The following is a 14,576-nucleotide window of genomic DNA, read 5'->3' on the forward strand; positions in this document are numbered from 1 at the left end:
AGTATCATCAACAACCAATTGAATCTGTTCGCGATTTAGCCGGACAGCAGTGACCTGAAGTATTTATGGTGTTTGGGCAGGCTACCGACGCCCCCACACTGTCCAATTGATTCAATCATTCTCAGGAAAATTCCAGGGTTCACTCAAGAACGCTGGACCCAACTGGATTCTGTGCAGCGCTATAAGGAAATCATCGCTTCCGCCAAAATCAAAGCAAAAGAAAAAGGGCTTCCTTTGGCCGCATGGGAACTACATGAATACAACTCAAACGCCACCTAACACCACGTATATGGACTCCCCCCGAAGTCAAGAGAACTGACCGATAGGTTTGGCTGTTGGGAAGCGCATGCAGTCATATATCCGGCATCTGTAGTGGGCTCTGAGTGGCCGCTTTCTCAACCAGCCTACGTCGGCTTAGGGCACCGAGCGGTAGCACATCCAAACTGAACGATTGCCGCTTCGGCCAAGAAACAAACATCCATCCCGCCCGCTTCCAACCCATCCAAAAACAAAAGTTGCCGCTGGCGACACGGCGATCCGCGGCGCGGGGCGCGGGGCGGCGCGATTCAGCTCTTGCCCGGCGCCACCCAGGCGAAGGCGACGCGCATGTAGTCGGCGCCTTCTTCGATGAGTTCCATGAGCCGGACGTGGCGGGCGTGTTCGCCGGCCATGACTTCGTAGAGTTCGCCGATCCAGATCGCTTGCCGTTCGATCAGCATCACCGGGCGGTCGTGCGCCTTGATGCCGTCCGGCAGCAGCAGGGCGCGCAGGTAGGTGTATTTGAAACCGCCGCTCGATGTTTCCCAGTTCGAGGCCTGGTGCGTTTCGCTGCCGATCACGCGCAGATGGGTGGCGATCGGACGCTTGGAGACGATCCAGAGGCCGCAACGCATGCGGCCGAATTCGGAGGCTTCGACGCTGCGGATGATGCCAACCCACCACGGCGACGCTGCGTTCTCGCGGCCGCCGCAGAGCACGCCGGGTTCGGCCCAGGCGCCCAGGCGCTGCGGCACTTCGACGCCGGCGCCCCATTCGCTGCGGTCGCGCAGGGTCCAGATTTCCGGCGCCGCGTCCGGGGTTTCCGCCGCGAGCTGGACGCTCGAGCGCTGGTGCTGCTCGACGTTGAGGTCGTCGTCGAGCGCCGCGCCCGATCCCGCGTCGAGGATGGTCACGCGCGGCGAGATCGAGGCGAAGCCATGGATGATCTCAACCGGGTCAGTCACCGCGGTGCGCTCGAAGCGCCGCTGCGGCGGCGTCGGCCCCAGGTAGATCAGCAGGTGGCGAATCACGCTGAAGATTTGCGCCTGCGTGAATTCCGGGCCGAAGCGGGCCTCTTCGGCGAGCAGGTTCTTCTCGACCAGGCCTTCGATTTCCGTGAGCTTGGGCAGGGCCGGCCCGCCGCCGAAGTAGCGTTTGGCGGGTGACGCGGCTTCGTCGGGATTGCGTTGCCGCGGCGGCGTGCCGGCGGCCAGGTCGATCACGAAATTGCAGTCGGGCTGCGGCTCCGGCGACCAGGCAAAGGACACGGCGAAGCGTTCGAGTATGCGGCCGGCCAGCTCCACCTGTTCCGGCGGCAACTCGTGCAGCGCGGCCAGGCTCATGCCCGCCATGCGCAGCAGTTCGGCGCGGATGTTGGAATGCACTTCGCGCTCGTGCACCACGATCGCGACGTGATCGAGCTGCATTTTCTCGGCATAGGCGAACAGCCGGCAGGGCGATTTCCAGAGCTCAGGCCCGGAGCCGATATAGCGCAGCTGGCGCATGCGTTCCGCATGCTCGCTGGCGCGTATGGCGCGCGCTATGGCTTGAGCGAGGTGACTGGCGAAATGCGCCGCGCCGGGCGCGCCGGCTTCGTGATCCTGGACGCAGCGCTCGTAAGCCGCGGCCACGGCGATCCAGTAGCTGTGGAGCAACTCGTAGAGCTTGCGCAGGTCGTGGTCGCGCGTGTGGATGTGGTGCAGATATTCCTGGAACACGGCGCCCGCGAAGCGGTTGCCGGCCGACTCGATCTCGGCGACGATCAGGAAGCGGTCGTCGCAGGCGAAGCCGTCGGTGTTGGCCAGCGAACTGGCCCACACCTCGACCTCGATCAGCGCCGCATCCGGTTTGGATTTTTCCAGGGGCTTCAGCAGCCGGCGCGCGGCCTCGACCGAATTCATCGGGTGATCGGGCTTGTGCGAGAACAGTTTTCCAAGTTCGAACATCGGGCTCCCCCCTGCGGCGCGGCCCGACCATTCTAGCCGCATACGACGTGGTGATTATAGGAAGACTCGGCAATGCCGGCTTGCCCCGGCCCCACCCCGGCCCTCCCCATCCCCACCCCAGCCCTCCCCTTTGCCGGCCCGCGAAGCGGATTTCCCGGCAGGCAAGGCCTGGGGAGGGAGCCAGATTCATGCGATTGCCCTGTCGGCAATGCGGACGGCGCGGCCCTGGAGTTCTGCAAGAGTTGGCGCTGGCGACACGGCGCCCGGGGGCCCGGTCAGCGGTGGCCTGAGTTCGATTTCCTCGCGGTGGCCAAAGCCCTGGCTGTTGTCGATGAAATGCATGCGCTCGGGCAGCAGGCGGTACCAGCGCACCTTGGCCAGCGCCTTGACGATGGCCGGCGGCATCTTCGCCAGCGGGCCGACGATGGGAAACTTTTCGCCATAGAGCCGCTGGGCGCGCTTTTCGTCCTCGCCCTGCAGTTCGACGACGCGGCCTTCGAGCTGGATGCCCTTGATCTGTGCCCAGTCACTGTAGTCCTCCTGGATCGTCGCCGCACAGCGCGGATCGAGCGCCAGGTTCTGGCAGTGGCGCGTGGTCGGCGAAGACAGGAAGATCAGCGACGCCCCTTCGCTGGCGTAGAACACGGCCGCCGCCCAGGGGCCTGCGGCGCCGTGGGTGGCCAGGGTCATGACATGGTGGCCGGCGAGGTAGTCGGCCAGCGGCTGCGGCAATGCCGTGGGCATCAGGCCGCGCCTGCCTGCGTCGGGTCGAGGGATGCGGGGCCGAAATCGTCGGCGCCTTCCTTGCCTTCGTGCAGGCGCTTGAGGCGATAGGCGATCTGCGGCCGGGTCAGGCCGAGCATGCGCGCGGCGGAAGACAGGTTGCCGCGCGCCTTGTCGACGGCGGTTTCGAGCAGCATGGCTTCGACCTGGTCCAGCGTCAGCGAGCCGTTGAACACCGCCTCGCGCAGGTCCTTGCCGGTTTCCCAGCAGTTGATGTCGAGGCCGCCGGTGGGGTCGAGCCCGAATTCATGCGGCTGGTCGTCGTTGCATGACATGAACAGATGGCCGACCTCGATGCGCGTGCCGCTGGGCGCGAGAATCACGCCACGCTCGACGGCATTCTGCAGTTCGCGGATGTTGCCCGGCCACGGGTAGCCGAGCAAGGCGCGCTTGGCCTTGTCTGTGAAGCCGCGCAGCTTCTTGCCGTGGATCGCGCTGTGCTTGGCCAGGAAATGCTTGGACAGCAGCGGTATGTCCTGCTTGCGCTCGCGCAGCGGCGGAATCACGATCTGGTAGGCGTTGAGGCGGTAGTAGAGGTCGGAACGGAAACGCCCTTCCTTGACCAGTTGCTGCAGGTTGGCATTGGTGGCGGCGACCAGCCGCACATTGATCTTGCGCGTCTTCTGGTCGCCTAGGCGTTCGATCTCGCCTTCCTGCAGCACGCGCAACAGCTTGGCCTGGGCCGACGCCGGCAGGTCGCCGATCTCGTCGAGGAACAGCGTGCCGCCGTCGGCGCGCTCGAAACGCCCCGGGCGCGAAACCAGGGCGCCGGTGAAGGCGCCCTTCTCGACGCCGAAGAGTTCGGATTCGACCAGCTCGTGCGGAATCGCCGCGCAGTTCACGGCGACGAAGGATTTGCCGCTGCGCGAGCTCATTTCGTGCAGGCTGCGCGCGAAGACTTCCTTGCCGACGCCGGTCTCGCCGCGCAGCAGGACGCTGATGTGGCTGCCGGCGGCCTGCTTGAGCAGCGCATAGGCGGCGCGAAATCCCGGCGAAGCGCCGGTGACGTCCTCGGGCAACTGGTCGCGGTCGCCGATCGAGGAACGCAGTTGCACCACCTGGGTCTGCAGGTCGATCAGTTGGTCGGCGATCGACTCGCTGTTGAAGTAGCGCATCTGCAGGGCGGCGTCGTCCCATTCCTCGGCCGGCTTGCCGATGATGCGGCAATTGTTGTGGCCCATGCCGGTGCACTCGACCTCCTTGTAGAGGATGGTGCGACCCATGAAGGCTGAGGTATAGCCGCAGGCATAGCCAATCTGGGTCCAGCACACCGGCTCGCTGTGGATGCCGTAATGGTGGCGATGCCACTGTCCTTCCCAGGAATGCTCCCAGAGGATCTCGGCGTAGAACTGCCCGGTGTGGCGATTCAGCTCCACCTTGACCGGGGTCGCGCGCACGATGCCTTCCAGGGTGTGCAGTTGCGGGCCGGTCATGAAGGCGTCGAGATCGCTCGAATCCTCGGCGCGGGTGCGCGCCAGCTCGGCGTCGCGCACGCCGGAGGCGTAGCCCATGCGCGTCAGCAAGCCGCGCGCGCGGTCCATGCCCAGGGTGTCGATCAGTTCCTTGCGCAAGGCGGCCTGCGCCTCGGCATGCACCAGCAGCATGCGGTGCTCGTGCAACCAGATCTGTCCGGTTTCGGCACAAAAATGCACGCGGGCGCGCAAATCCTCGCTGCTCGAACTGCTGGTACGCCCGACACTGCGGAGCTTGGTCATGGCCTCACTCTCACTCTGTCTACTCCTCAATCCGCCCATTCAATGCCTGATCGTGAACGCAGCCTTGATGGATGTCAAACAATCATTTTCCCGCCGGCGGCGGTCGCGATTCCGGCTATTGCTCGAAACATCAAAAACCCCGACTGGCAACGTGGAATTTGATCAAATGATCAAGGGTCGATTTTCGTCCGCGGCCCTGCAAGCCCCCTTCCGCGGACTTGCCCACGTCATTTTTGCTGCAGGCGCGCAAGGCGCTGAATCGGCTTTTTTAGTCGGTTCCGATCGCGTCGCAACCCGCCGACCTCCCCCCGCATATTGCACCGCGCCATCGCGGCTGGCCCGTGGCTTGCGTTACATCGCTTGCTCCGGGCATCCGACCGGGACCAAACAATCCGAAATTCAAAAAATTACAGAAGGAGACATTCAATGAAGTTTCCAGTTCCGCACGACGTAAAAGCCGCCACGATTCCAGGCACCGAAGGCTGGGAAAGGATGTACCCGTACCAGTACCAGTTCGTCACCGACGATCCGGAACGCAACCAGTACGAAAAGGAGACATTCTGGTTCTACGACGGATTGCACTACCCGGAGCCGCTGTATCCCTTCGACACGATCTGGGACGAAGCCTGGTTCCTCGCCCTGTCGCAGTTCAACAACCGCATCTTCCAGGTGCCGCCGGTGCGCGGCGTCGACCACCGCATGATCAACGGCTACGTCTACATCTCGCCGGTGCCGGTCAAGGATGGCGCCGAAATCGGCAGCCGCGTGCCCAACTTCATGGAGCGCGCCGGTTACTACTACAAGAACTGGGACGCGCTGGAAGCCAAGTGGAAGACCAAGATGGAGGCCACCATCAAGGAGCTGGAAGACCTGCAGATCTCGCCCCTGCCGGACCTCGAGGATATCTCGGTGGTGACGGACGCCATCGGCGAGTCCAAGGGCTACCACCTGATCAAGAACTACGACGACTTGATCAACCTCGGCATCAAGTGCTGGCAGTACCACTTCGAGTTCCTCAACCTCGGCTATGCGGCCTACGTCTTCTTCATGGACTTCACGCAGAAGCTGTTCCCCAGCATCCCGCTGCAGCGCATCACGCAGATGATCTCGGGCATCGACGTGATCATGTACAAGCCGGATGACGAGCTCAAGGAACTGGCGAAGAAGGCCGTGGCCATGGGCGTCGACCAGGCCGTGGTCGGCAACCGCGACTGGGTCGCCGTCAAGCTGGCGGTCGAGAAGCTGCCCAAGGGCGCGGAATGGCTGGCCGCCTTCGAGAAGGCCCGCTATCCGTGGTTCAACATCTCCACCGGCACCGGCTGGTTCCATACCGACCGCAGCTGGAACGACACGCTCGACATCCCGCTGTCCGGCATCCAGACCTACATCGGCAAGATCAAGGCCGGCGTCAGCATCGACCGTCCGGTCGAGGCCGTGCGCGCCGAACGCGACCGCATAACCGCCGAGTACCGCGCGCTGATCACCAACGAAGCCGACCTCAAGCAGTTCGACGAGCTGCTGGGCTGCGCCAAGACCGTGTTCCCCTATGTCGAGAACCACCTGTTCTACGTCGAGCACTGGTTCCACTCGGTGTTCTGGAACAAGATGCGCGAAGTCGCGGCGATCATGAAGGATCACGGCATGATCAACGACATCGAGGACATCTGGTACATGCGCCGCGACGAGATCAAGCAGGCCTTGTGGGACGTCGTCACCGCCTGGGCCACCGGCGTCAAGCCGCGCGGCACCTTCACCTGGCCGCCGGAAATCGAGTGGCGCAAGGGCGTCATGGAGAAGTTCCGCCAGTGGAGCGCGCCGCCTGCGATCGGCATCGCGCCCGAGGTGATCCAGGAGCCCTTCACCATCGTGCTCTGGGGCGTCACCAACAAGTCGCTGGCCGACTGGGCCTCGGTGCAGGATGCCGGCGATCCCGACAGCATCACCGAGCTCAAGGGCTTTGCCGGCAGTCCCGGCATCGTCGAGGGCAAGGCGCGCGTCTGCCGCAGCGCGCAGGACATCCGCGACCTGCAGGAAGGCGAGATTCTCGTCGCGCCGACCACCTCGCCGTCCTGGGCGCCGGCCTTCGCCAAGATCAATGCCTGCGTCACCGACGTCGGCGGGGTCATGAGCCACGCCGCGATCGTCTGCCGCGAATACGGCATGCCGGCGGTGGTGGGTACCGGGCACGCGACCAAGGTGATCAAGACCGGAATGATGCTGCGGGTCGACGGTTCGTCGGGTTCGATCACCATCACGCGCTGAGACGGCAGTAAAGGGTACCGACCATGGGCAGCATTTTGGCAATCGAAGAGGCTCGCAGGGAGGCTGGAATGAATGACACCACGCCATTAGTGTGCTGGTTCGAGGAGGTCAACAAGGACTCCGTGGCTCTGGTGGGGGGTAAATGCTCCTCGCTCGGAGAACTCATCAATGCAGGAGTGCGCGTGCCGCCGGGTTTTGCCCTGACGACACAGGGCTATGCGCAGTTCATGCGCGACGCCGGCATCCTGTCCGAAGTGAATGGCCTGCTCAAGGGCCTCGATCACCAGGACATGGACAAGCTGGAGGAAGCCTCCCGCATCATCCGCGAGATGATCGAATCGCGCCCGATCTCCATCGAGCTGGAGGATTTGATTGCCGAGTCCTATCGCAAGCTGTCGGTACGTTGTGGCGTTCCGGCGGTCCCGGTCGCGGTGCGTTCCAGCGCCACGGCCGAGGACCTGCCCGGCGCAAGTTTTGCGGGTCAGCAGGACACTTATCTGTGGATCCGCGGCATCGACGACGTGATGCACCACGTGCGGCGCTGCATCTCCAGCCTGTACACCGGCCGCGCCATCGCCTATCGCGTAAAAATGGGTTTCCCCCACGAGCAGGTGGCGATCAGCGTCGGCATCCAGAAAATGACCAATTCCTTCACCGCCGGCGTGATGTTCACCATCCATCCCACCAACGGCGACCGCTCGGTGATCGTCATCGACTCGAATTTCGGCTTCGGCGAGTCGGTGGTCTCCGGCGAGGTAACGCCCGACCACTTCGTGGTCAACAAGGTCGCGCTCGACATCCTGGAGCGCACCATATCCAACAAGACCGTCTGCTACACGGTCGATCTGCGCGAGCAGAAGTCGGTCGCCACCGAGGTGCCGTTCGAGCGCCAGAACGTGCAGTCGATCATCGACGATGAGATCACCGAGTTGGCCTGGATGGGCAAGCAGATCGAAAAACACTACGGCCGGCCGATGGACATCGAGTGGGCCATCGACAAGGATCTGCCGGCCGGCGGCAACATTTTCATCCTTCAGGCGCGGCCGGAAACCATCTGGAGCGACAAGCAGCGGGAGCCGGTGTCCGCCGGCAGCGCTTCGGCGATGGATTACATCCTTACCAGCCTGCTGACCGGCAAGAAAGTCAGCTGAACCAATCCGGCAGGACAAGCCACCGAACAACGATTCGATTTCACCCACAACACCTGAACTACTACGGAGCGCACATGAAAGCACCAGCGAAAGCAAAACCCATCGACGATATCCGCAGCTACATCGCCGCCCTCGATCTCAACGGCGAGTTGCATCGCGTCAAGACCGAGGTGGACTGGAAATTCGAGCTGTGCCACGTCTCGAAGGTCAACGAGGAACAGAAGGGACCGGCCCTGCTCTATGAAAACGTCAAGGGCTATGACATTCCGGTGTTCACCAGCGCCTTCACCACCTCGCGGCGGCTGGCCATCGCGCTGGAGCAGGATCCCTCGCTGTCGATGAGCCAACTGGCGAAGAAGTGGATGGAACTGACCACCAAGACCATGGTCAAGCCGGAGTTTGTGGACAATCCCGAAGTGAAGGAGAACATCATCGAGGGCGATGCCGTCGATATCGAGATGTTCCCCTCGCCCTGGTTCTATCCCGACGACGGCGGGCGCTTTTTCGTCACCTCCGGCTTTCTGGTGACCCAGGACCCGGACACCGGCTGGACCAATCTGGGCACTTACCGCGCCCAGGTGCTGGGCAAGAACATCCTCGGCTCGCAGATCATCAAGGGCAAGCATGGCGACATGCACATGAAGAAGTACCAGGAGCGCGGCGAACTGATGCCGGCCGCCTACGTGGTCGGCACCGATCCGGTGCTGTTCCTCGCCGGCTCGACCCTGGTCAGCGCCCAAGTGGATGAATACGAAGTGGCCGGCTCGCTGCGCGGCAAGCCGGTCAAGGTGTTCAAGTCGGAACTGACCGGACTGACCCTGCCGGCCAATGCCGAGATCATCGCCGAAGGCTGGATCGACCCCAACGAATTGATGGACGAGGGCCCTTTCGGCGAATACACCGGTTACTACTCGGGCAACAAGGGCAAGGACTATCCCAAGCCGGTGCTGCGCATCGCACGCATCCTGCATCGCAACAAGCCGGTGATGTGGGCGACGACCGTCGGCAAGCCGATCAACGACATCCACATGATCCAGTCGCTGAACCGCACCGCGACGCTCTGGCATGACCTCGAAACCATGAAGGTGCCGGGCATCCAGAGCGTATATATCCCGCCCGAAGCCTGCGGCCGTTTCTGGGTCGTGGTCTCGGTCAAGCAGATGTATCCGGGGCATTCCAACCACGTCGGCAATGCCGTGATCGCCACCACCACCGGCCACTACGGGGTCAAGGGCGTCATCGTCGTCGATCACGACATCGAGGCCGACGACTGGGATCGCGTCTGGTGGGCGCTGGCCACCCGCTTCGATCCCAAGCGTTCGGCGCAGATCATCGACCGCGGCCGCTCCACGCCGCTCGATCCGGGCTTACCAATCAATGCACGCGACATCACCAGCCGCATCATCCTCGATGCCTGCACGCCTTACGAGTGGACCGACAAGCCCAACGAGATCTTCATGGACCGCACGGTATTGCAGAAAGTCTCGGACCGCTGGAACGAGTACGGCTTCGCGGGAACCAGTCCGGTGGCCGGCATGATCAACCGGCTGACCAAGCCCGAAGTGAAGAAGGCCAAGAGCGGCAAGTGAAGAACCGGCGCCGGCAGGCGAAACCGCCTGCCGGCGCCGCAATCAGACTGAGAACATGAATTCCAAAAAAGGCATTGTCATCGTCTGCAACCTGGACACCCGTGGCGAAGACATCGTCTTCGTCAAGCAACTGATTGCCGACCGCGGCCACCAGCCGATCCTGCTCGATTTCAGCATGGAAGAGCCACCGCCCTTTCCCGGCGACATCCGCACCGAGGACGTCGCCGCGCGCGGCGGCCTGACTATCGACGTGGTGCGCGAGAAGTACCGCTCCGACCGCGACACGGCCACCAACAACCAGATCATGGGCGCCGCGGCGATCGTCCAGGATCTACTGGCGGAGGGTAAGGTGCACGGCATCATCGGCATCGGCGGCGGCACCGCGACCCTGGTCGCCACCTCGATCATGAAGCAGCTTCCCTTCGGCATGCCCAAGCTGATGGCTTCGCCCATGGCGGCGCACCCCGCCTACATCGACAAGTACGTCGGCACGCGCGACATCACCATGCATCACACGGTGCTCGACATCGTCAAGATGAATCCCTTGCTGCGTGCGCAGATCATCAACGCGGTCGGCGCCATTTGCGGCATGGTCGAGATGACGCAGGGCACGAACATCGTTTTCGACAAGCCCTGTGTCGCCATCTCCTCCTTCGGCTTCGGCGAGATGGCGGTGCAGTCGGCGCTGGCCATGCTGGAGGAAGCGGGCTTCACGGCCATCGTCTGCCACGCCCAGGGCAAGGGCGACAAGGCGATGGAGGAAATGATCCGCGACGGCGCCTTTCACGGCGTGCTCGACATCTGCATCGGCGGCATCATGGAACATCTGTTCAAGGGCAACCGCGATCCCGGACCGGACCGGCTGATGGCCGCCGTGGAAACCGGCATTCCGATGGTGCTGGCGCCCTGCGGCCTCGACATCCTTTCCTACGGCGGCCGCGCCGACATGCTGGAACGGACCAAGGACCGCGTGCAGTACGTGCAGGACGCGCTGCGCGTCCAGGTGCGCACCACCGCCGAGGAACTGCGCCAGGCCGCCGACGTGATCGCCGAGCGGCTCAACCGCGCCAAGGGACCATGGACTTTCCTCGTGCCGCTCAAGGGCTGGTCCTCGCTGGACAAGGAAGGGCGGCCGATCTACGACCCGGTGGCCGATGCCGCCTTCGTCGCCCGGCTCAAGGAAAAGCTCGACGATCCCACGCGGGTCAAGGAGCTGCCGCTGCATCTTTACACCCCGGAATTCGCCCGTGCGGCAGTCGACGAATTCGTCCGCCTGCAGCAACAGAAGAAATAAGGAGACACAGCCATGATGGTGCGCAACTGGATGCAGGCCAACCCGACGATCATTTCGAGCGACACGCTGGTGTCGGAGGCCAAACGGATCATCAGCGAAAACAATCTGCACGCCCTGCCGGTCGTCGACAACGGCAAGCTGCGCGGGCTGGTGACGCGGGCCAACCTGCTGCGCATGGGACACTTCGTACTGCGCACGCAGAGCACCGACGAGTTCAACTTCTTCGTCACCCGCCTCAAGGTGCGCGACATCATGGTGCGCAACCCGGCAACGATCGGGGCCGGCGACACCATGGAGCATTGCCTGCTGAAGGCACGGGAACTCGGCGTGGCGCAGCTTCCGGTCATGGAAACAGACCAGGTGGTGGGCGTCATTTCCGCCAACGAAATATTCCAGTTGGCGGCCCATTGCCTGGGCGCCTGGGAGCGCCGCAGCGGCGTCACGCTGGCGCCCGTGCGCCTCGGGCCCGGCGTGCTCGGTCGGATCGTCGATGTGGTCGAAGCCGCGGGGGCGGTATTGCAGGCCGTGTACCCGGTCGGACGCCAGGAGGAGCACACGGAATGGGGCTATCCGGAAAAAAAGGTCATCCTGCGCTTCCATGCCGATGCCGGGCAGGACGTTGCCGCCGCTCTGGAAGCTGCCGGCTTCCCGGTCCTCGAAGCGACCGAGGTGCAGCATGGCGAAGCCTGTCAGGCCGGGCCAGCAGGCGGCGGACACTGACAAGCAGCGGCAGCCGTGAAACAATGTGGCCGCCATCCGCAAGAGTCGGCGCTGGCGGCACGGCGATACCGGCCGGCCGCATTGCGAACCCCGCGGACCCCAATCTGACGCAAGGACAAGAGCATGAAACTGGTAGTCGGCATCTCGGGCGCGAGCGGCGCCATCTACGGCTTGAGGATACTGGAGGTGCTGCAGCAGGTCGGCGTCGAAACCCATCTGGTGATGTCGGATTCCGCCAAGCGCACGATCGTCTATGAAACCGACTACACGATAGATGCGGTCAAAAAACTGGCCACCCAGGTGCACGATGTGAACGACGTCGGCGCCTGCATTTCGTCGGGTTCGTTCCGGCACCACGGCATGGTGATCGCGCCGTGTTCGATCAAGACGCTGTCGGCGCTGGCCAATTCCTTCAACACCAACCTGCTGATCCGCGCCGCCGACGTCACGCTGAAAGAACGGCGCAAGCTGGTGCTGATGATCCGCGAGACGCCGCTGCACCTCGGCCACCTGCGCCTGATGACCCAGGTCACCGAGATCGGCGCCGTGCTGGTGCCGCCGCTGCCGGCCTTCTACCACCAGCCGAAGACGCTCGACGACATCATCAACCAGTCGGTCAACAAGGCGCTCGACCAGTTCGATCTGGGCGTCGAACTGGACCTGTTCAAGCGCTGGACCGGCAATGAAGAGCGCGAACGCGCCAAGAAGTCGCAGTAGCGCCGCGGCGTGGGCCGGATGAAACGCCGGAGCGCCGCATGAGCGCGCGACATTGCAGCCAGTGCGGAACGCGCATGGCGTATGCCGGCATCGGCGGACGCCAGCGCGAACAATGCCCGGCTTGCGGCTTCATCGCCTGGCGCAACCCGGCGCCCGTCGGCATGGCCGTGATCGAGCACGAGCGGCAGTTGGTGCTGATCCTGCGCCGCGACCCGCCGCTCGCCGGCTACTGGGCGCCGCCGGCCGGCTACGTCGAAAGCGGCGAATCGGTGCCCGAGGCGGTGCAACGCGAGGCGCGCGAGGAGTGCGGCCTGGAAATCGCGCTGGACGGACTGTCCGGCGTGTATTCGCAAGCCGACGTCGATGTGCTGATCGTCGCCTATCGCGCCCATTCGACCGGCGGCCGCCCGCTCGCCGGCGACGACGCGGCCGAGGTGGCGCTGTTCGACCACGGGCGCGTACCGCTGCAGCCGTCGCCGACCGCCGGCAGCGCCACAGACCGCTGGCTGCACCAGGTGATCCTCGACGTCACCGCACCATGGCGGACGGCCGGCGGCTGATCGAAAATGGAGGGCAGCGAATTGGCTCACAGCGGTCCCGTCCTCGCGCCAAGGCTGATCGACTACCTGCGCCCCGGCGCACCGGCGCTGATGCTGACCACGGGCAGCGACGGCTATGCGGGTTCCGCCTATACCTGGGTCGTGGCGATGGATGCCATGCGCCTGCGCTTCGGCGTCGACCTCGGCAGTTCGTCCATGAAAAACCTGCAGCGCAGCGGCCAGGTGGCGATCCAGGTCATCGGCCCGGGCGACATCAGTTTCCTGGTCAAGGGCAAGGCGCGCCGCATCAAGGATCGCATCGAAGCCGCGGCACCGGCCTCGGTCATGCTCTGGGAAATGGCCGTGGTGGCGTCCAAGGACCAATCCTGGCCCGGCGTCGGCACCACCGCGCTGGGCTATGAATGGCCGGCGGATAAGCGCGAGGCCATGCTCAGGATGGAACACGCGGTGTATGCCGAGATGCGCGACTTCGCCTGAGCCTCGCTCAATGAGCAGGCAAACGCCGCCGGATACGGTCATCTACGCCATCGGCGACATCCACGGCCGGCTCGACCTGCTGGCGGCGCTGCACGAGCGCATCGCGGCGGACGCACGGCGGCGCGCGGCGGCGCGCAAGCTGCTGGTCTATCTCGGCGACTATGTCAGCCGCGGCGCGGATTCGCGCGGGGTGGTGGCGCGTGTACAGAAATGGCAGCCGCCAGGATTCGAGCCGGTATGGCTCAGGGGCAACCACGAAGACCTGCTGCTGCGTTTTCTCGGCGGCGAAAACGATGCAGGCCGGCATTGGTTCGACTACGACGGACTCGACACCCTGGCCGACTACGGCGTGGCGATCGCCGACCGCCGGGCGCGCGACGACGCCAGCGTGATCGCGCTGCGCGAGCGCTTTGCGGCAGCCTTGCCGCGGGAGGACCTGGCGTTCTTCAGTTCCCTGCGCGTCAGCCACCGCGCCGGCGACTACTGTTTCGTCCATGGCGGCGTGCGCCCCGGCGTGCCGCTGGCGCAACAACGCGACCACGACTGCATGTGGATCCGCAGGTCCTTTCTCGATTCGGATCTGGAGCATGGCGCGATGATTGTCCATGGCCACAGCATCAGCGCCCAACCCGAAGTCCGCCACAACCGCATCGGCATCGACACCGGCGCCTACCGCAGCGGCGTGCTGACCTGCCTGGTGCTCGACGGCAACAGCCACGATTTCCTGCAGACTTGAGTTGATTGAATTTGCAAAAAGCATTTGATCCGCAGATTTTGCCGATTGACGCAGATGGATCAGGGCGTTGCTTGGTCGGGTCGTACCACCTCCGAGGTGCGCCGTGGGCACTGGCCACTGCGCTCAGCGTAATCTGCGCAATCTGCGTCATCTGCGGATTGAATTGAGATTTTCAGGTTCAAGCCACCTCGCACGACTTGCCTTACGCAAGAGTTGGCGCTTGCCGGCTCGCGCAGCGAAATTCCCGGCAGACAGAGTCCGACACGGCGACCTGCATCAGCGTTTTATGATGGACCACAAATGATTTGACTTCCACCTTTCTTGCGTTTATTCTCTCCTGACAGTAGGGTTATTTAGCCCTGATCTAA

The 14,576-nt window shown here is 63.8% G+C and carries 13 protein-coding genes; 10 read left to right on the forward strand and 3 right to left on the reverse strand.

What is annotated here, in order from left to right:
- Positions 1 to 566: 566 nt before the first annotated feature.
- The 3 genes from RMO95_RS02645 to RMO95_RS02655 all read right to left on the reverse strand — a co-directional run bounded on the left by RMO95_RS02645 (position 567) and on the right by RMO95_RS02655 (position 4,702).
- On the reverse strand, positions 567 to 2,204 hold the full coding sequence (locus tag RMO95_RS02645) for a hypothetical protein (RefSeq protein WP_310449040.1): 1,638 nt from the start codon (positions 2,202 to 2,204) through the stop codon (positions 567 to 569).
- A 186-nt stretch (positions 2,205 to 2,390) separates the two neighbouring features.
- Complete coding sequence (locus RMO95_RS02650) at positions 2,391 to 2,948, reverse strand: pyridoxamine 5'-phosphate oxidase family protein (protein WP_310449041.1); 558 nt, start codon at positions 2,946 to 2,948, stop codon at positions 2,391 to 2,393.
- Positions 2,948 to 4,702, reverse strand: coding sequence for a sigma 54-interacting transcriptional regulator (locus tag RMO95_RS02655; RefSeq protein ID WP_310449042.1), 1,755 nt, complete (start codon positions 4,700 to 4,702; stop codon positions 2,948 to 2,950). Before RMO95_RS02655 ends, RMO95_RS02650 begins: the two co-directional genes overlap by 1 nt.
- Here RMO95_RS02655 and RMO95_RS02660 point away from each other — a divergent pair.
- The 10 genes from RMO95_RS02660 to RMO95_RS02705 all read left to right on the forward strand — a co-directional run bounded on the left by RMO95_RS02660 (position 4,701) and on the right by RMO95_RS02705 (position 14,208).
- Positions 4,701 to 5,132, forward strand: a complete 432-nt coding sequence (locus RMO95_RS02660) for a hypothetical protein (protein ID WP_310449043.1) — start codon at positions 4,701 to 4,703, stop codon at positions 5,130 to 5,132. The genes RMO95_RS02655 and RMO95_RS02660 overlap by 2 nt on opposite strands.
- Positions 5,129 to 6,964: a PEP-utilizing enzyme gene (locus tag RMO95_RS02665; RefSeq protein WP_310449044.1), complete on the forward strand. Its 1,836-nt coding sequence runs from the start codon at positions 5,129 to 5,131 to the stop codon at positions 6,962 to 6,964. The genes RMO95_RS02660 and RMO95_RS02665 overlap by 4 nt, the downstream gene beginning before the upstream one ends.
- Before the next feature lie 68 nt (positions 6,965 to 7,032).
- Positions 7,033 to 8,115, forward strand: a complete 1,083-nt coding sequence (locus RMO95_RS02670; protein WP_310449045.1) for a PEP/pyruvate-binding domain-containing protein — start codon at positions 7,033 to 7,035, stop codon at positions 8,113 to 8,115.
- Positions 8,116 to 8,189: 74 nt separating this feature from the next.
- Positions 8,190 to 9,704, forward strand: coding sequence for a phenylphosphate carboxylase subunit beta (gene ppcB / locus RMO95_RS02675; protein ID WP_310449046.1), 1,515 nt, complete (start codon positions 8,190 to 8,192; stop codon positions 9,702 to 9,704).
- 55 nt (positions 9,705 to 9,759) lie between these two features.
- Positions 9,760 to 10,998 (forward strand): Tm-1-like ATP-binding domain-containing protein, encoded by a 1,239-nt coding sequence (locus RMO95_RS02680; protein WP_310449047.1) that lies wholly within the window; start codon positions 9,760 to 9,762, stop codon positions 10,996 to 10,998.
- Positions 10,999 to 11,010: 12 nt separating this feature from the next.
- Positions 11,011 to 11,718, forward strand: coding sequence for a CBS domain-containing protein (locus RMO95_RS02685; protein ID WP_310449048.1), 708 nt, complete (start codon positions 11,011 to 11,013; stop codon positions 11,716 to 11,718).
- A 123-nt stretch (positions 11,719 to 11,841) separates the two neighbouring features.
- On the forward strand, positions 11,842 to 12,435 hold the full coding sequence (locus tag RMO95_RS02690) for a UbiX family flavin prenyltransferase (RefSeq protein ID WP_310449049.1): 594 nt from the start codon (positions 11,842 to 11,844) through the stop codon (positions 12,433 to 12,435).
- A 38-nt stretch (positions 12,436 to 12,473) separates the two neighbouring features.
- On the forward strand, positions 12,474 to 12,995 hold the full coding sequence (locus RMO95_RS02695) for an NUDIX hydrolase (RefSeq protein WP_310449050.1): 522 nt from the start codon (positions 12,474 to 12,476) through the stop codon (positions 12,993 to 12,995).
- Positions 12,996 to 13,001: 6 nt separating this feature from the next.
- The gene (locus tag RMO95_RS02700; protein ID WP_310449051.1) at positions 13,002 to 13,472 is read left to right on the forward strand and encodes a pyridoxamine 5'-phosphate oxidase family protein; all 471 of its coding nucleotides are present in this window, start codon (positions 13,002 to 13,004) and stop codon (positions 13,470 to 13,472) included.
- A gap of 10 nt (positions 13,473 to 13,482) precedes the next feature.
- Complete coding sequence (locus tag RMO95_RS02705; RefSeq protein WP_310449052.1) at positions 13,483 to 14,208, forward strand: metallophosphoesterase; 726 nt, start codon at positions 13,483 to 13,485, stop codon at positions 14,206 to 14,208.
- The last annotated feature ends 368 nt before the right edge of the window (positions 14,209 to 14,576 follow it).

Origin of the sequence: Sulfuritalea sp., assembly GCF_031426875.1 — a bacterium.
Taxonomy (GTDB): Bacteria; Pseudomonadota; Gammaproteobacteria; order Burkholderiales; family Rhodocyclaceae; genus Sulfuritalea.